Annotated in this window: 15 protein-coding genes and 3 tRNA genes; 13 read left to right on the top strand and 5 right to left on the bottom strand. The window is 65.3% G+C overall.

Going from position 1 to position 16,484, the window contains the following annotated elements:
* Nucleotides 1–74: 74 nt before the first annotated feature.
* Nucleotides 75–1,751: a phosphoglucomutase (alpha-D-glucose-1,6-bisphosphate-dependent) gene (gene pgm / locus LGT36_RS10925; RefSeq protein WP_226095922.1), complete on the bottom strand. Its 1,677-nt coding sequence runs from the start codon at nucleotides 1,749–1,751 to the stop codon at nucleotides 75–77.
* 108 nt (nucleotides 1,752–1,859) lie between these two features.
* On the opposite strand from pgm, the gene LGT36_RS10920 reads away from it, so the two are divergent.
* Together LGT36_RS10920 and pheA are read left to right on the top strand one after the other, a co-directional pair.
* Nucleotides 1,860–2,759, top strand: coding sequence for a glycosyltransferase (locus LGT36_RS10920; protein WP_226095923.1), 900 nt, complete (start codon nucleotides 1,860–1,862; stop codon nucleotides 2,757–2,759).
* Entirely contained in the window at nucleotides 2,756–3,691 is a 936-nt protein-coding gene (gene pheA / locus LGT36_RS10915; RefSeq protein WP_226095925.1) for a prephenate dehydratase, read from the top strand. The genes LGT36_RS10920 and pheA overlap by 4 nt, the downstream gene beginning before the upstream one ends.
* An 11-nt stretch (nucleotides 3,692–3,702) precedes the next feature.
* Here pheA and LGT36_RS10910 read toward each other — a convergent pair whose 3' ends face one another.
* Nucleotides 3,703–4,851: a diacylglycerol kinase family protein gene (locus LGT36_RS10910; RefSeq protein ID WP_226095929.1), complete on the bottom strand. Its 1,149-nt coding sequence runs from the start codon at nucleotides 4,849–4,851 to the stop codon at nucleotides 3,703–3,705.
* Nucleotides 4,852–4,888: 37 nt separating this feature from the next.
* Between LGT36_RS10910 and serS the strand changes: the two genes are divergently transcribed.
* Together serS and LGT36_RS10900 are read left to right on the top strand one after the other, a co-directional pair.
* Nucleotides 4,889–6,166: a serine--tRNA ligase gene (gene serS, locus LGT36_RS10905; RefSeq protein ID WP_226095930.1), complete on the top strand. Its 1,278-nt coding sequence runs from the start codon at nucleotides 4,889–4,891 to the stop codon at nucleotides 6,164–6,166.
* A 77-nt stretch (nucleotides 6,167–6,243) separates the two neighbouring features.
* Nucleotides 6,244–7,098 (top strand): HAD family hydrolase, encoded by an 855-nt coding sequence (locus LGT36_RS10900; protein WP_226095931.1) that lies wholly within the window; start codon nucleotides 6,244–6,246, stop codon nucleotides 7,096–7,098.
* 45 nt (nucleotides 7,099–7,143) lie between these two features.
* On the opposite strand, the gene LGT36_RS10895 is transcribed toward LGT36_RS10900, so the two are convergent.
* Nucleotides 7,144–8,106 carry an NAD(P)H-quinone oxidoreductase gene (locus LGT36_RS10895; protein WP_226095932.1) on the bottom strand — a complete coding sequence of 321 codons (963 nt, stop codon included), beginning with the start codon at nucleotides 8,104–8,106 and terminating at the stop codon, nucleotides 7,144–7,146.
* A 177-nt stretch (nucleotides 8,107–8,283) separates the two neighbouring features.
* Between LGT36_RS10895 and LGT36_RS10890 the strand changes: the two genes are divergently transcribed.
* From LGT36_RS10890 to LGT36_RS10865, 6 genes are all read left to right on the top strand, one after another.
* Complete coding sequence (locus LGT36_RS10890) at nucleotides 8,284–12,906, top strand: nitrate- and nitrite sensing domain-containing protein (RefSeq protein WP_226264677.1); 4,623 nt, start codon at nucleotides 8,284–8,286, stop codon at nucleotides 12,904–12,906.
* Nucleotides 12,907–12,955: 49 nt separating this feature from the next.
* The gene (locus LGT36_RS10885) at nucleotides 12,956–13,393 is read left to right on the top strand and encodes a roadblock/LC7 domain-containing protein (protein ID WP_226095965.1); all 438 of its coding nucleotides are present in this window, start codon (nucleotides 12,956–12,958) and stop codon (nucleotides 13,391–13,393) included.
* 9 nt (nucleotides 13,394–13,402) lie between these two features.
* Nucleotides 13,403–13,804 (top strand): DUF742 domain-containing protein, encoded by a 402-nt coding sequence (locus LGT36_RS10880; protein WP_226095964.1) that lies wholly within the window; start codon nucleotides 13,403–13,405, stop codon nucleotides 13,802–13,804.
* Nucleotides 13,785–14,384 (top strand): ATP/GTP-binding protein, encoded by a 600-nt coding sequence (locus tag LGT36_RS10875; protein ID WP_226095962.1) that lies wholly within the window; start codon nucleotides 13,785–13,787, stop codon nucleotides 14,382–14,384. The genes LGT36_RS10880 and LGT36_RS10875 overlap by 20 nt, the downstream gene beginning before the upstream one ends.
* A 42-nt stretch (nucleotides 14,385–14,426) precedes the next feature.
* Entirely contained in the window at nucleotides 14,427–14,879 is a 453-nt protein-coding gene (locus LGT36_RS10870; RefSeq protein WP_226095960.1) for a PIN domain-containing protein, read from the top strand.
* Nucleotides 14,870–14,957, top strand: a tRNA-Ser gene (locus tag LGT36_RS10865). The genes LGT36_RS10870 and LGT36_RS10865 overlap by 10 nt, the downstream gene beginning before the upstream one ends.
* Before the next feature lie 27 nt (nucleotides 14,958–14,984).
* On the opposite strand, the gene LGT36_RS10860 is transcribed toward LGT36_RS10865, so the two are convergent.
* The gene (locus tag LGT36_RS10860) at nucleotides 14,985–15,362 is read right to left on the bottom strand and encodes a metalloregulator ArsR/SmtB family transcription factor (protein ID WP_226095959.1); all 378 of its coding nucleotides are present in this window, start codon (nucleotides 15,360–15,362) and stop codon (nucleotides 14,985–14,987) included.
* 277 nt (nucleotides 15,363–15,639) lie between these two features.
* Here LGT36_RS10860 and LGT36_RS10855 point away from each other — a divergent pair.
* A tRNA-Ser gene (locus LGT36_RS10855) sits at nucleotides 15,640–15,733 on the top strand.
* 59 nt (nucleotides 15,734–15,792) lie between these two features.
* Nucleotides 15,793–15,865 (top strand) — tRNA-Arg (locus LGT36_RS10850).
* Here LGT36_RS10850 and LGT36_RS10845 read toward each other — a convergent pair.
* Entirely contained in the window at nucleotides 15,831–16,169 is a 339-nt protein-coding gene (locus LGT36_RS10845) for a helix-turn-helix transcriptional regulator (RefSeq protein WP_226095957.1), read from the bottom strand. The two genes, LGT36_RS10850 and LGT36_RS10845, sit on opposite strands and share 35 nt — an antisense overlap.
* Before the next feature lie 95 nt (nucleotides 16,170–16,264).
* Here LGT36_RS10845 and LGT36_RS10840 point away from each other — a divergent pair, with 95 nt between their 5' ends.
* Nucleotides 16,265–16,480 carry a helix-turn-helix domain-containing protein gene (locus LGT36_RS10840; RefSeq protein WP_226095956.1) on the top strand — a complete coding sequence of 72 codons (216 nt, stop codon included), beginning with the start codon at nucleotides 16,265–16,267 and terminating at the stop codon, nucleotides 16,478–16,480.
* The last annotated feature ends 4 nt before the right edge of the window (nucleotides 16,481–16,484 follow it).

The following is a 16,484-nucleotide window of genomic DNA, read 5'->3' as shown; positions in this document are numbered from 1 at the left end:
TCTGGCACACACCATAGCGGTGCCACCGGACGACGCTACGCGCGTGTGGTACCGAAATGACGGGGCCGGAGCTCCTAGCCCTCCAGCGCCTCCGACACCAGTTCCCGCGCCGCTTGCTGGACCTCGCCCAGGTGGGACTCAGATACAAACGACTCCGCGTAGATCTTGTAGACGTCTTCCGTGCCTGACGGGCGTGCAGCGAACCACGCATCGTCGGTGGTCACCTTGAGTCCACCGATCTTGGCGCCGTTGCCTGGCGCCTCAGTGAGCTTGGCCGTGATGTCCTGACCAGCGAGAGTGCTCGCCGAGACCTGTTGGGGGCTGAGCTTGCCGAGAGCAGCCTTCTGGTCCTTGGTGGCGGCCGCATCGACGCGCGCATACCAAGACTCACCCAGCTTGTGCGTGAGCGAGCGGTGCAGCGTCGAGGGAGACGATCCCGTGGTTGCGGTGATCTCCGATGCCAACAGGCACATGATGAGACCGTCCTTATCGGTGGTCCACACGCGACCGTCGCGGCGCAAGAAGCTTGCTCCTGCTGACTCCTCGCCCCCGAAGGCGACCTCGCCATTGAGCAAGCCCGGCACGAACCACTTGAAGCCGACGGGAACCTCAACGACGGTGCGGCCGATGTCTGCCCCGACCCTGTCAATGAGGCTCGACGAGACAAGGGTCTTGCCGATTTTGGCATCGGCCCGCCATTCCGGCCGTGCTCCTCCATACAGGTACGCGATCGACGCGGCGAGGTAGTGGTTGGGGTTCATGAGGCCGCCGTCGCGGGTGACGATGCCGTGGCGATCGGAGTCGGCATCGTTGCCGGTCGCGATGTCATACGGCGCATCCGAGGCAGACATGAGGTCACGCAGGGTTGCCATCGCATGGGCGGACGAGCAGTCCATGCGGATCTTGCCGTCCCAGTCAAGAGTCATGAAAGCCCAGGCAGGGTCGACCTTGGGGTTGACCACCGTGAGGTTGAGCTTGAACTCTTCGCCGATGGCGCCCCAGTAGTCGACGGCCGCGCCGCCCAAGGGGTCAGCACCGATGCGCACGTCGGCCTGCCGGATGGCTTCGAGATCAATCACGGAGGGCAAGTGCGTGAGGTAGAGGTCGAGGAAGTCGAAGCCCCGCGTGCTGTCAGCGGCCACTGCCTTGGCGTACTGGAATCGCGGCACCTGACGCCACTCGCCGGCGAGAAGTTCGTTCGCGCGCGCCGCGATCCAACTGGTCGCATCGGAGTCCGCGGGACCGCCGTGCGGCGGGTTGTACTTGAACCCACCGTCGCGTGGCGGGTTGTGGGAGGGAGTGATGACGATGCCGTCGGCAAGGCCGCTTCCAGAGGTCCGCAGGCCGCCGTCGTCGACCGCGCCGTTCGCGACCAGGATGGCGAGAGACACGGCCGGCGTGGGCGTGAAGCCGTCGCGTGCATCGATCCTGACCTCGACTCCTGCGGCGGCCAACACTTCGACCGCCGTCTCTTGAGCAGGGCCGGAGAGCGCGTGGGTGTCCTTGCCGATGAACAGGGGGCCATCGGTGCCCCGATTGCGCCGGTACTCCACGATCGCCGCCGTGGTCGCCACGATGTGGGCCTCGTTGAAGGCGGTATCGAGAGAGGAACCGCGGTGGCCCGACGTTCCGAACACCACCTGTTGGTCGGCGATGCGTGGATCGGGAACCAGGTCGTAGTACGCGCCTAGCAGGGCGTCGACGTCGATGAGGTCTTCCGGGAGGGCAACTGTGCCTGCGCGTTCGTGCATGGCCCAAGTCTCGCATCTCGACGGCGTTGGCGCAGGCCCTAGCGGGTCACGGTCCTCCCATGTATGGGTAAAGAGGGGTTCATCTACTGCCACAAAACTGGCTAGGCTATGAGCGTGGCGAAACCACGATCCGAGCCCCCCAAGGCGCCTGGTGCGGCGCGCCGGTCACCCGCACGCGCTGGTCGGACGGCGGCCAAGAACCGGGCGTCAGATGCCCCCTCGCAGTCCACGGCCGCAGTCCTGATCGTCGCCCACAATCAGGCGAGGCGCATCGCGGCGACGGTGCGCGCCTCCCGCGCCATCCCAGGGGTCGATTTGGTCCTCGTTGTTGACGACGGATCGGCAGACAACACTCAGCAACTCGCTCGCAAGGCGGGCGCAGTGGTGGTGCGCCACTCGCACCGGCGCGGGCGCTCGGCGTCGATCGAGACCGGTGCCGCCGTGATCGGGATGCGCGACGAAGAGGGCAGGACGCCGCGTGCGGTGCTCTTGATGGAGCCGGGCCTTGGCAATGCGGCGATAGGTGCCGCACCTTTGGTCGAGGCCGTGCTGGAGAATGTGGCCGACTTGGCGATCGGCCTGACCGACGGTGGAGCCAGGTCGACAGGCGCGACTGCAGGCGCCGCAAGAAAGGCGATCGCGTCGCTGTCGGGTTGGAGTCCCATTCAGCCGCTCAGTCGCGTGCGTTGTCTGACTCGGGAGGCACTCGAGTTTGCTCTGCCGCTGTCCCATGGTGCAGGCCTGGAGACGGGACTCACTCTCGACGTGATCGACGCAGGGCTCACCGTCACCGAAGTGGAATGCGAGATGCGTCATCGCGCAGCGAAGAAGTCGGTCGTGAAGCCGTTGGCGCGCGCTGGCCAGTACCGTGACGTCATGATGGCCATCAGCTCGCGCCGCATTCGCTTGTCGCTGCGATCAACCCAGCACGCAGTCGAAGACGCATTCCACATCGCTAGCCGCGACGCGAACCTTCGCGACGCACAGGTGCAGGAGCCCGTCGAGTGAGCGCGCCGCGATACGCATACCTTGGTCCAGAAGGCACCTTCACCGACGCGGCCATGCGTGCGATGACCGCGGGCGCAGACGCGGAACCGATGCCAGTGATCGACGTCCCGAGCGCACTCGCCGCGGTACGCCAAGGGGAAGCCGACTTCGCTGTGGTGGCGATCGAGAACACGGTCGAGGGCGGCGTGACGGCAACGCTCGACACTCTTGCCCAAGGCGAGCCGCTCATCATCCTCCAGGAGGTCATCCTCCCCGTCGCTTTCGAGTTGGTCGCCGCTTCACCGATGCCACTTGATGCCATCACTCGCGTGGCGGCGCACTCGCACGGCTTGGCCCAATGCCGCCGGTGGCTCGCGTCTCACCTCCCGGACGTCATTCAGGTCTCGACGACGTCAAACACGGCGGCGGCCGTAGCGCTTGCCGACGGCACGGCCGACTTTGACTCGGCGCTCGCGCCTCCTGGGACGGCGGAACGTCTTGGCCTCCACCTGGTGACGGACGGGGTGGCGGACAACTCCTCAGCGGCCACCCGATTCGTGAAGGTGGGCCGGCCTCAACCTGCCCCGCCAGCAACCGGAGCCGACAAGACCACCCTGGTGGTCCACTTGCCGACGGACCGCTCCGGAGCCCTGCTCGAGATGCTGGAACAGTTCGCCGCGAGAGGCGTCAATCTGTCGCGCATCGAGTCGCGCCCACGCGGCGACCGCCCGGGCGAGTACTCGTTCTCGATCGATGCTCTGGCCCACATCCACGAGGCGCGTCTAGCGGAGGCCCTCGTCGGCCTCAAGCGCACGTGTCCGCACGTCGTCTTCCTTGGCTCGTACCCGGCCGCGCACGGCGAGGTGACGCCTCTCGCCTCTGGCACGAGCAACGACGACTTCTGGGATGCGCACGCGTGGGTCGAGTCGCTGAAGCGCGGCGAGGGCCAGTAGCCCGCACATCCCTACCTGACGGCTCGCCTCACGATGAGCGCTCCAGGATCGACCTTGGCGGTCACCCTCCGCGCGAGCCCTAGGCCCTCTCCGTCGGCCTGGACCTTGTGCAGTTGCCTCATCGACACCACGATCGACTTGCCGCGAGCATGGTCGATGCGCGAGGTGCCGTAAGCCTTCATGACGTCTGGCACGCGCAGTCCGGCACCTTGGGCGACGACGTTGCCGAACAGGGCGGTCCAGCCGACGATGCCCGCGCGGGCATCAAGAGTTGCGACGTCCATCCAGCCGTCCTCTGCCGAGGCGTCGGGAACGAGCATGAGGCCGCCGGGGAGTTTGCCGACGTTGGCGAACAGGACGGTCCGCATCTGGGTGGTGACCTCGTCAGAGCCGTCGACCGACACCGAAGCGGTCATGCGACGCGTGCCGAGGTGCTTGAGCGCAGCAAAGAAGTAGGCGATCCAACCGAGTCGCCGCTTGAGTCGCTCGTCGGCGCCTGCAACCATCTCAGCGTCAAGGCCGGCGCCGGCGATGACCAAGAAGATGTGGCGCTCGTCTTGAGCGCGAGGCCCCCTGTCGAGGTCGAGCCAACCCACGTCCATCGCCGCGTTCTCACCCTCGAGCGCGATGCGCAGCAGGGTGGGGGTGTCGCCAAGGGGAAGCTCAAGGTTGCGGGCGAACAGGTTCCCTGTGCCCATCGGGATGATCGCGAGAGGGACGCCCGTTCCCGCCAGTTCTGCGGCAATCGCACGCACCGTTCCGTCGCCGCCAATGGCCACCACCACGTCGGCTCCGGCGTCGAGGGCCTCCCTCGCGGCCGCACGGCCAGGATCCTCTGCGGTGGTGTACAGCCACATAGGCTGCGGCAAGTATCGGATCGAGCACGCGCGCATCGCCTGCTCGCGCACCTCTGCCACGCCTGACTTGGTGGGGTTGGCGATGAACGCGATCCTGTCGGTACCGCGCTTGGTCGGGGCGAACTCGCCTTGGAGCGCCACCGGTAACGACTTGATTCTCAGCACCTTGCGCCAAAACGGCGGAATGGCAATCGGATCCCGTGTGCCGATGCGGCGCGTGATGGTGACCGCGAGCACGAGTCCAGCGAGGCCGATCACGAAGGCGGAGACCGCGATGATCACCGCAATCGTCCCATCTGTCATGGGTTGAGCCTACGTCCCCGCCGGTAGACTCGCCATCATGATCGACCTGGCATTGTTGCGCTCGGACCCAGACCGTATACGCGAGTCCCAGCGGATGCGCGGCGAGAGCCCCGCTGTGGTCGACGAGGTGTTGGCCGCCGACGAGTGCCGCCGCACAGCGCTGACGCAGTTCGAGCAGGCGCGCGCCGAACAGAAGTCGCTCGGTCGCGAGGTGGCAGGGGCGAGCGGGGATGAGAAGACAGCCCTGTTGGTGCGCACCAAAGAACTTGCGCAGCGAGTCAAAGCGCTACAAGCCGACGCCGACGCCGCCGATGCGCAGGCGCGCGAACTCTTGATGAGTATTGGCAACGTTCCCGAGCCGGGCGTCCCCGCCGGAGGAGCCGACGACTTCGCGGTGCTGCGTACCGAAGGAACTCCTCGCGACTTCGCCGCGGAGGGCGTGCCAGTACGCGACCACCTCGCGTTGGGCGAGGGTCTGAAGGCGATCGACATGGAGCGAGGCGCCAAGGTGTCCGGCGCCCGTTTCTACTTTCTCACCGGCGTTGGCGCGCAACTTGAGCTCGCCATCCTCAATGCGGCGATGGGCATTGCCACTGCACAGGGATTCGTGCCGATGATCACGCCGACGCTGGTACGACCAGAGACGATGCGCGGCACGGGGTTCTTGGGTGCGCACGCTGATGAGATCTACTTCCTTGAGAAGGATGAGTTGTACCTGACGGGGACGTCGGAAGTCGCGCTCGCCGGCTATCACGCAGACGAGATTCTTGACCTGAATGACGGGCCCCTGCGGTACGCGGGCTGGTCTGCTTGTTATCGGCGCGAGGCCGGCTCGGCTGGCCGCGACACTCGCGGCATCATCAGGGTGCATCAGTTCCACAAGGTCGAGATGTTCTCGTATGCGCGACCGGAAGATGCCGTCGCCGAACACGAGAACTTCCTTGCCATCCAGGAATCGATGCTCCAGGCCCTCGAACTCCCGTATCGACTGATCGACACTGCCGCAGGAGACCTCGGGTCTTCCGCCGCCCGCAAATACGATTGCGAGGCGTGGCTCCCGAGCCAAGAACGGTGGATGGAAGTCACCTCGACCTCCAACTGCACCACGTTCCAGGCGCGCAGGCTGGGCATCCGCGAGCGCGGCGCGGACGGCACGAGCGCGGTCGCGACCATCAACGGCACCATCGGCACCACGCGATGGATCGTGGCGCTGCTCGAGAACCACCAGCAAGCCGACGGAAGCGTGTATGTTCCCCCGATTCTGCGGCCCTATCTCGGCGGCGTCGACCTCCTGACGCCCCCGGCGCGAACCTGAGCCAGCGACGGCCGTGTTCACCAGACCGTCACCGTGACGTGGCAGCCCTAGCCGACGGCTCGTCGTAAAGTCGACCCATGGCCGTCGCTCCTGAAGACCTCGACCCGCCCCTCACTCCCGATCACTGGCGGCTCGTCGGCCTCGATATTGACGGCACCCTCATGCACTGGGGCGGAGACATCTCCGACAGCGTGATCGAGGCCGTCGGCCGCGTGCGCATGTCGCGCAATCACGTGGTGCTCGCGACGGGCCGCAACATCATTGCGACGATGCCGGTGGCGGAGCGCCTCGGCATCAGTCGCGGCTGGGCCGTGTGTTCAAACGGCGCGGTCACCATCCGGCTGAACCCGCGCTCGCCAGGCGGTTACGACATCGCTAAGACGATTACCTTTAATCCGCGTGCGGCGCTCGAGCTCATCAAGGAGGAGATGCCAGACGCGTTCTTTGCCGTGGAGGATCTTGGCGTTGGCTTCAGGGTCACCAAGGAGTTCCCGATGGGAGAGCTCGTGGGTCCGCAGCGTGTAGTCACCTTCGATGAGTTGTGCCACGACGACGTGACGAGAGTCGTGATCAGGGCGCCGGGCGCGAACGTCGATCACTTCGACCAGATCGTGCACAGGATCGGCTTGAGCGATGTGACGTACGCGGTCGGTTACTCGGCGTGGCTGGACCTGACGCCACCTGGCGTGTCGAAGGCGTCGGCGCTCGAAGCCCTGCGGGAGCAACTTGGCGTGCACCCCGAACACACCGTGGCCGTCGGTGACGGCAACAACGACATTGACATGCTGACGTGGGCGCGTGATTCCTACGCCATGGGAAACGCCCCTGAGCGCGTGATCGCTGCGGCCAAGGGCGAGGTAGGTCCTGTGGACGAGGACGGGGTACTTGAGGCTCTTGAACCGCTGATCGATCCCGCTCGACTCGCAATGTAGCGCTCGTACTGGGCTCGCTTCGTTGGACGTGGCAGCCAGCGCTGCTCAGGGAACGAGCACGACCTTGCCTGCCACCTCGCCGCTGAGCATCATCTCGTGCGCGCGCTCCGCCTCCTCAAGGGGGACGGCGGCGTGCACCTTTGGCGCCACCTGAGCGGGAATCCACGGCCACACGTCGCGGCCGACGGCGGCCACGATCTCGGCGCGTTCCCTGTGGGGCCGCGACCGCAGGGTGGTGCCGATCACCCGCAATCGCTTAGCCATGAGAGAGCCAAGGTCGATGCGCCCGACCGAGCCTTGCTGGAGTCCGATCACGACGAGCCTGCCGCCCACCGCCAGCGCCTCGAGGTTCCGTTCAAGGTAGCCGGCACCCACGACGTCGAGAATCACGTCAGCCCCGCCGAGTGATCGGACGACCTCGACAAAATCCTCGGCGCGATAGTCAACCCCGACGTCGGCGCCCAGTTGCTCGGCCCACCGAGCACGCTCTGGCCCTCCAGCGGTCGCGACGACGCGAAGACCCATCGCCTTGCCGATCTCGATGGCGAGAGAGCCGACTCCGCCGGCGCCGCCATGCACCACGAGGGTCTCGCCGGTCGCCGCGGTTGCCGCATCGAAGTTCGACCACACCGTGCACGCGGCTTCCATCAATCCGCCAGCCGCGACGAGGTCGAGGCCCGCAGGCACCGGCAACGTGAGATCAGCCGGAACAACAATCGCGTCGGCGTACGCGCCGCCACCCACGAGCGCACACATGGTGTCGCCCTCGTGAATCCCCGACACCCCCGCGCCGATCTCCGTGACGACGCCTGCGCACTCAAGGCCGGGCCAATCAGGCCATCCCGCGGGCGAGGGGTAGCGGCCGCGTCGCTGGAGTAGATCAGCACGGTTCACTCCGGCGGAGGCAATGTCCAGTACCACCTCCCCTTTGCTTGCTCGGGGCCGTGGTACCTCTCGCACCGCTAGCACGCCAGGGCCCTCTTGTGAGTCGACCACGATGGCGCGCATAGGCAATTTGCCCCTTTCCCGTCATAACCGGTTCGATATACCGTCTCATGAAGTGGGTCCGCACGAGGCGCCCTCATGTGATCGCGGCAAGGTGCCGATATCACGGAGGATCACACGCTTCAGCAGTGTGGCTGGCGAAAAGCTGGCACGCCGCTGGCGGGCACGAGGGAGAGGTACATGCTCCAAAGGCTGGGTATTCGTGGCAAGCTACTCGCGGTCGTCGCAGTTCCGACGATCGTGCTTCTTCTTGCTGCCTCCTTCGTGGTGCTCAATGCCGCCGCGACATACAACGCCGGTCGCAATACCTCTCAACTCGTTGAGTCGGTGCAAACAGGCACGCCACTCGTGGTGGCCTTGCAAGAGGAACGCGCCCTCGTCGCGAGCTACCTCCGTGCCATTTCCGACGGCGAAGCGGACCGCATCACGTCTCGCACGAACGTCAACACGACCGTGGCTGCGCTACGCAAGGCCGGCGAGGACGACCCATCATTTGCCCCGATCGCGAACGCCATTCAGGCCGCGATGGACGGCGCGAATGGGCAGGGAGGCATCGAATCGGCGCGCGCGATCGCTGTAGTCGAGCCTGTCGAGGAGGGATTCCCTGAGTGGCCCGATGCGGCCGAAGTTGACTCCGTCGTCGAGGTCTTTGACCGAATTGCGCAAGAGGTGACCGCTATTGCAAGCGCCGCGCCCGCCAATGACATCGGCAACCTGGCGAGGACTCTGGCCGGCTTTGTCCGCAACGAGGGAGTCACGACCGAGCGGTACCTGACGGACGCCAGGACAGCAGCCGAGGCGCTGCCGGAGAGTTTCACCGTCGTCGATCGCACTGCCGGTGCGTTTGCCGACAGGGTTGACAACATTGCGAATACCTCGGGCAACGCGCTCATTCTTGAGTATGTGACGGATGCGCAACAAGGAATTGCCGACCTCGCCACGCTGCGCGAGACAGTACGTCAGGGGACGGTCCAACCGGGACCAGCTCAAGACACCTATACCGGCATCATTGGCCAGCTTTTTGGCGGCACGAGAGAGGTGGCGAACACCACCGACGACCGCGTACTCGCCGACTACCTGACCACCTTCGTATCCGTCGGCGAGCTCATTGAAGCAATGCGTCTCGAAGAGGTGTACGTCACCCGCAAGATCGCGCAGGGCTATTGGCGCCTTGGTGAGACCGTCCAATTCCAGGCCTACTACTTCGGTTCCAACAACGCGCTCGACAGAGCGACCAGCGCGGTCGCGCCGCTCGGCGACATCACACCCGTGCCCGAGTTCGGCGCCTCGTACTCTCCCGTCGAGCGCAACGGCTACGAGACGATCAGAGACCGTCTGGTCAGCGACCCCACCAGCCGAGCCCTGACAGACCAGCGGACCGCCGAATGGGAGCTTCAGGTCGACGAGGAAGTGGCCCTCTACTCGCCGATCCTTGCTGAACTTGCGAGCGCGGTGCGAGATCGCGCCGCGACTGTCGAGCGAAACAGCTTGGTGCAGACCATCGCGACGATCGCGGTTGCGGCACTTGCCGTTATCGCCTCGCTCGTCACGGCGCTCGCGATCGCCCGTCGCATCGTTAATCCGCTTCGCCGCCTGACCACCACGGCAACCGCTGTGCGTCAAGAGTTGCCGCGACTCGTGGAACGTGTTGCCTTGCCAGGTCAGAGTGTGGATCTTTCTGAAGTGCAGATTCCTGTGGAGTCTCAAGACGAGGTGGGGCGCCTTGCAGAGGCGTTCAACTCGGTCAACGCCGCCACCTTGGCCATCGCGGCCGAACAGGCAGCCCTCCGCGGTTCCATCTCCGAGATGTTCGTCAACGTCGCTCGTCGCGACCAGGTGCTGCTCAACCGTCAGTTGTCTTCCATCGACGAGATGGAGCGGACAGAGGACAACCAGTCAACGCTGACCAAGCTCTTCGCCCTTGACCACCTTGCGACGCGAATGCGTCGTAACAGCGAGTCGCTGTTGGTGCTTGCAGGAATCGACACCGGACGCCGCTTGCGGCGGTCGATGCCACTGTCCGACGTCATCAGGACGGCATCGTCCGAGATCGAGTTGTATGAGCGGATTCAGCTAGAGCTCGACGCCGACCCGTCCATGCTCGGCCACTCAGCCTTGACCGCCGCCCACCTGTTTGCCGAGCTACTCGAGAACGCGACGGTGTTCTCCGACCCTGGCTCGCCCGTCGTCGTCCGCACGATGGCCGAAGGTGACAACGTGATCGTGGAGGTGCGTGACACCGGAATTGGCATGACAACGCAAGAACTCGCAGAAGCGAACGCGCGCGTCGCATCTACCGCCGCCTCCGAAATCCTTGGCGCCCAGCGACTCGGTCTGTTCGTGGTCGGCCGTATTGCGCGCCGCGTTGGTGCAAGAGTTCAACTCGAGTCGGTCGAGGGAGAAGGCACCGTCGCGCGCATCGTGATGCCGCCTTCGCTCTTTGACCCGAACGCCGCTTACGACCACAGCCACCAGTCAACGTCCGCCGTGGACGAGGGCACTCATGCGCCAGCCGCGCTTGTTCACCACAGCGTCGCGGACGCAGAAGAACGCGACCCGGCACCTAGCGAAGCGCAGCGACCCGTCGCCGCGCCGCACGGCTACCAGCCAACCGTGATCGAAGAAGGCGTGAGCCTCGCCGGACGTCCCGTCGAGTCGCCCACCGCCCCTCGGGCTGGTGAAACCCCGCAGGTGCAGCAGACGGCTGCCCTCGACAACTTGGTCGCCGCCGATGCCGCCGCGGCCCCTGAGGCTCAAGCCGTCGACCTCGACGCACTCACCGAAGGAGTGACTCCCGCCGGCCTGCCAACACGTCGCCGCAAGAGCGCCGACGCTGCGGCTGAGGCGCCGCAAGACACCAACAGCATCATCGGCTTGCCGATGCGCGCTTCTGACGAGCAGCTCACGGCGCTCGAGAGCGCCACGACGTCCGGGTTCACGCCAATTCTTGCCGCCGACGAGGTCTCGCCTGAGAGCGCCGAGCAGCGTTCGAGGGTGTTCCGCGGCTTCCGTCCGCTGCGCGGAGACGATGACGGTGCGCCTGCGCTGGCGCCAGACGCCGAGTCCCTGGGGCATGCCGTGAGGCGAGGCGCGCCAGAAGCCGACGTCTTCGCGAGCCCGTCAGGTTCGGACGCTGAGCCCTCCTCCTGGTTTGAGCCGGATGCAACGGAGGAACAGGGCGTCGCCCCCGCGGAGTCTGAGGAGAATGACCCGCGCAGCGAGCCTGCACAGTCGCCTGAGCCGCGGCAGGAGCCAAGCGCTCCGCCGTTCGCCGTCGAGGCCTCGGATCCGCGCCACACGGAGCCAGCGGTCGTTCGCCAGTCGCCGCTCATCTCGACGGGCTATGTAGAGGAGGACGCTGACGCTGGCGTGTCGCCGTTCGCCCCTTCGGCAGGTGCGGGAGCGATCCCGTCGATGGCGATCCCCATGCTGGAGGAAGACGAGCCGGAGCCCGAGCCCGTCGCCCCCGCGCCCTGGGAACAGGCTGGGGTTCAGCAGAGCGCGGGTGTCGAGTCGGTAGCCTTGGACGACGCGCCCTATCCATCGGCCGGCAACCAGGTGCCAGCACCTGAGGCCGCACCTCCAATGCAACCCCACGGCTTCCAGACGCCACCCGCACCAGGCCCTGCGTATCGGTCACCGTTGTACCCGTCCATGCCAGCCAACGGCGCGTATCCTCCGCCGGCACCCTTCGGCCAGCAGGTTGCGGAGCCCCAGCACGACTGGCAGCGGCCCCCGTCGGGGCAGGCGCCCGTGTTCGAGTCGGATCCTGTCACGTCTACGCCGAGTCTCGACGATCTGATTCTGGACGGTGCACCTTCGTCAGGTTCCGAGGGCAGAGGCGGATTCTTCTCGCGCCTCTTTGGCAAGGGCGGAAAGCAAGAGGAGCGGGCCGAGGCCCCTGCCGCTGCGCAAGCCCCCGCCCCGGCGACGTTCGCTGTGCAGGAGTCCGTTGGGCATCCTCACGCCCAACAGATGGCCTATCCCGCGCCAGCGCAGCCTCCTGCTCACACACCCTTCCCGTCGTCGGGCGCTTGGCAGACGGCCCCCGCCGCCGCCTCTAGCGAGGAGCGGCCGCAACCAGCGCCGTTTACCAGCGAGGCGCAACCGCCAGCGCGCGAGGACACCCGACAGCCCGAAGACAACTCCATGTGGATCGGCGGCGCGCCTCAAGCCAATCCGTCGTCATGGGAGGCCCCGTCGTCCGCTCCGGTTGCTCCACCGACGCCGCACGCCGATCCTCCGAGCGTTCCGACCGCCTTCATCCCCGACCCGACACGCAATGAGACGTTCGAGGCCGAGTGGTCCATGCCCGGTCATGTCGCGGCGCCCATTCCCGCGGTCGCACCGCCAGCGTTCGCGCCAGACTCCGGCCGCGCAGGTCCCATGGCATACTCGCCCGACCAACTAGCCCGCCCGATGGGCTGGGAGGCTGCCGGTGAGAGCGCCCTGCAGGCAGCGGCCCCAGAGGCGGCTACGGAGTACCGACCGGTAGTGCAGATCGATCCGCAACCGGTGGGTGAGGGCTTCGCCGACTTCAGCTCAGAAGTCTTCTCCGAACTGAGTTCGCTAGCCTCCAAACGGCCTAAGGTAGAGAAGACACAAGCAGGACTCGTCAAGCGCACCCCCGTCGAGCGCTCGACCGAGCCCGAGCCTGTGGCGGAGGTTGCCGCACCGGAGGTTCCACGAGACGCCGACGCGGTCCGCAACCGCTTCTCGAGTTTTTATTCTGGAACCCAACGTGCTCGTGACGATGTAAAGAACTTCAACGACAGTACTCAAGGTTCCCTGACGGAACCATGAACACAACGATGTGTCACCCCGCTCGGGGTCACAGAAACAAGGAGGACCAGTGACCGCGCTCAGTACTGAGGCCACCAACTTCGGGTGGTTGCTGGACAACTTTGTCCAGACCGTGCCAGGCACTCGCCACACACTTGTCGTCAGCGCCGACGGCTTGCTCATGGCGATGTCGAAGAACCTTGACCGCACGGGCGGCGACACTCTCGCCGCCGTCGTGTCAGGAATGGCGTCGCTGACGCGCGGTGCCGCGCGCCAACTCAAGGCAGGCGAGGTCCGTCAGTCGATTATCGAGATGGACGAGTTGTTCCTGTTTCTCATGAGCGTCAACAACGGTGCAGTCCTGGCCGTGGCCGCAGACTCGACGTGTGACGTCGGCCTGGTCGGCTATGAGATGACGCTTTTGGTGTCGCGCACGGAGAACGCGCTGACTCCGCAACTCATCACCGAGATGCGCCAGAACCTCCCCACCGACGGGGCAACCCGCTAAGGACACGCTATGACGGAAGCAATCGAGCCGTACGGGGGTGCGGAAGAGGAGGCCTACACGGTCAGGCCCTATGCCGTGACCGGTGGGCGAGTGAGTGCTGCCACCTCGCACTTGCCCATGGAGGCACTCGTCGAGGCGCCGTCGGGCTCCCAGAATCTTCGGGGTCTCACCCCGGAAAAGAAAAAGATCCTGCAGCTCGCTGCAGGTCAATATCAATCCGTTGCCGAGCTTTCGGCCCACACCCGGCTCCCGCTGGGTGTGGTGCGAGTGCTGGTCACGGATCTTGCTGAAGAAAATTACCTGACTATTCACACCGCCGGGACAGCCGACGACGCGGCAACGCATGACGCCAATGGCGGATTGTCCTTGAGTCTTCTGGAGAGTGTCCTTGATGGCATCGCAGCCCTCTAACGCCGCCGTAGCGCCTGACGATGCGGGGCAGGCCCCTACCGTTGTCAAGATCGTGATCGCGGGTGGTTTTGCCGTTGGCAAGACCACCTTCATCGGATCGATCTCTGATATCGACCCCCTCAACACTGAGGCGGCCATGACCGAGAAGTCGATCGGCGTCGATGACGCTGGCGGCGTCACCGATCGCAAGACCACGACGACGGTCGCGATGGACTTTGGGCGTATTGCTCTGCCGGGTTCACTGTGGCTCTACTTGTTTGGCACGCCAGGACAGGACCGGTTCCTGTTCATGTGGGATGACTTGGTGCGAGGGGCCATTGGCGCCGCCGTGCTGGTCGACACTGAGCGTCTCGACCAGTGCTTCCCCGCCGTCGACTACTTCGAAGGCAAGGGCATTCCTTTCGTGGTGTGTGTCAACTGCTTCGATGGAGTTGCGCGTCACAAGCTTGAGGATGTGCGTGAGGCACTTGGTGTACCAGCGGACGTGCCCATGATGTACACCGATGCTCGTGAGCGGGCGGCGACCAAGCAAGCGTTGATCGCGGTCGTGCAGTTGGCGATGAAGCGGCTGAAGGGCTAGGAGCGGCTTCGTACACGCGTGCGCCCGGATACTCTTGAGGGCGTGATCTACGTCGACGGTTCTGCGCTCATGCGGTTCTTGCCAGGCGTGCGCTATTTCGACGAGTGGAACGGTTGGGCCGTGCCGCGCTTGGGCGAGTTGGCAACGACCCAATTGGGCTTAACCGAGTTGCGCCAGGCCGCCGAGTTGTTCCCACGCGAGACGAAGGCGCGCGCCTTCGAGATCGTTGAGCGGGTGAAGGCACGAGTGCCGGTCATTCGCTTCTCGGACGAGAACGTGAACGTGTCGACTCACGCGGCGAGCGTGCTCAAGCCGTTTGCGGCGCTTCACCTGGGAGCCGCGGTGACGCACCCCGCAATCGACACGATCGCCACGTACGACGCTGAGCTGGCGAGGGTTGCCGAACTGTATGCCTTGGGCGTGGTGACACCCGGCATGCCAGATGGCTGGCACAATGGCTCCTCGTCGCCCATTGCGGACACCAAGGAGAGTTGACCGAGCGGCCGAAGGTGACAGTCTTGAAAACTGTTGAGGCGTAACCCGCCTCCGCGGGTTCGAATCCCGCACTCTCCGCTTTTGGCCCCTCGCGGGGCGTGAGGACTATGCGCAGTCACAGGCCGCCGAGCACCGCACCTGCAACACCGTTCCGAGTTGACGCAGTGCGACCAGGTCTAGGCGGTAGAAGACCTTCTGGCCGTCGCGGTGTGGTGCGAGGATGCCCGCCTTCTGGAGGCGTTTGAGGTGATGGTTTGCTGTCGCCTCGCTCACAGCGAGTAGTTCCCCAGCCTCGGTGGTCGTCATCTCGTGCCCCTCGCAGCAGGCGAGCGCCTGGACGATGCGGATGCGGCCAGGGTCGGCGAGCGCTTTGAGTCGTGTCGCTATCTCGAGGGCGTCGGCTGCCGGGTCGACTGATGGTTCTCCCAGCGGCGCGCAGCAGACCGGGGCGGAAACGTCGATGACGGGCAGCGCGCGAGGCATGCACACAGTATGTCACTAGATTTGACAGATATCTAATATTTAGGCATCCTCTCGATATTCGACATATATCGAAGGGAGGTGGAGACGATGACACTCGAGAACATCAACGGATGCTGCGACGGAGGCAGCGCGGATGGCTGCTGCGAGAACGGCTGTTGCGGAACCGGCTGCTGCTAACTGCTTGAGGCGGCGGGCGGCCTGATCAACCGTCCGTTGCCGCCGCGGTTTTGCCAGGTCGCTCCGCCGGGTATTCTGGGTGGCCGTACTACAAGTACTGGGAGACGTCGCATAGTCCGGCCTAGTGCGCGGTCCTGCTAAGACCGTGAGGGTGTTAAAGCCCTCCGTGGGTTCAAATCCCACCGTCTCCGCCACCGGGTTCGGCTCGGTGTCACCACCCGCTATACTCGTTTCTCGGTCCCTCGTGGGCCATGCGCCCGTAGCTCAACGGATAGAGCATCTGACTACGGATCAGAAGGTTGGGGGTTCGAATCCCTCCGGGCGCGCGACTGCCCCGTTCGGCGATGCCGGGCGGGGCTCAGCCGTTTCTAGGCCCAGGATCCATGTCGCAGAGATCCCCGTGAGCATCTCGATGCGCTTGGCTGTGGCGACGACGTGGCGCGGCCGCGCACGGCCAGCCTCCCACTGCTGATACGTCCCAGACTGGACGCCCAACTTCTCGGCAAAAGCTCGCTGGTCCAGGTCTATGGACTGGCGGGCCTTGCGGAACTTGTCAGCAAGGGACCACTCGGGAACCCACGTGCCTCCGGGCGTCGGCTGACTCTGAGTGTTCATAGCGTGATTAGCCATGTCCTGAGTATGGCATAACCATGCAAAGCACGCAACATCGAACGAAACACCAGCATGATGTTGACAGAGGTGTGCGAGCGTGCTTACCTTGCGCCATGCAAAGCAATCATGATGATGTTGCATCTCGGCTGCTGACAACCGGCGAGGCCGCTGGGCTTGTGGGCGTCTCAGTCGACACGATCAAGCGCTGGGAGAAAGCGGGCCACATCACCTCGGGCCGCACTCCGAACGGACACCGCCGCTTCCGCCGCAGTGACGTTGAGCGCCTGCTCAAGCCGTCCTCGTCTGCTCCCGATCGGGGCGCGGCGTGATGGG

Source organism: Demequina sp. TMPB413, assembly GCF_020447105.2.
In the GTDB taxonomy this organism is placed as follows: domain Bacteria; phylum Actinomycetota; class Actinomycetes; order Actinomycetales; family Demequinaceae; genus Demequina.
Note: the sequence above shows the minus strand (reverse complement) of the source record. Positions and strands in the feature narration are given on the sequence as shown.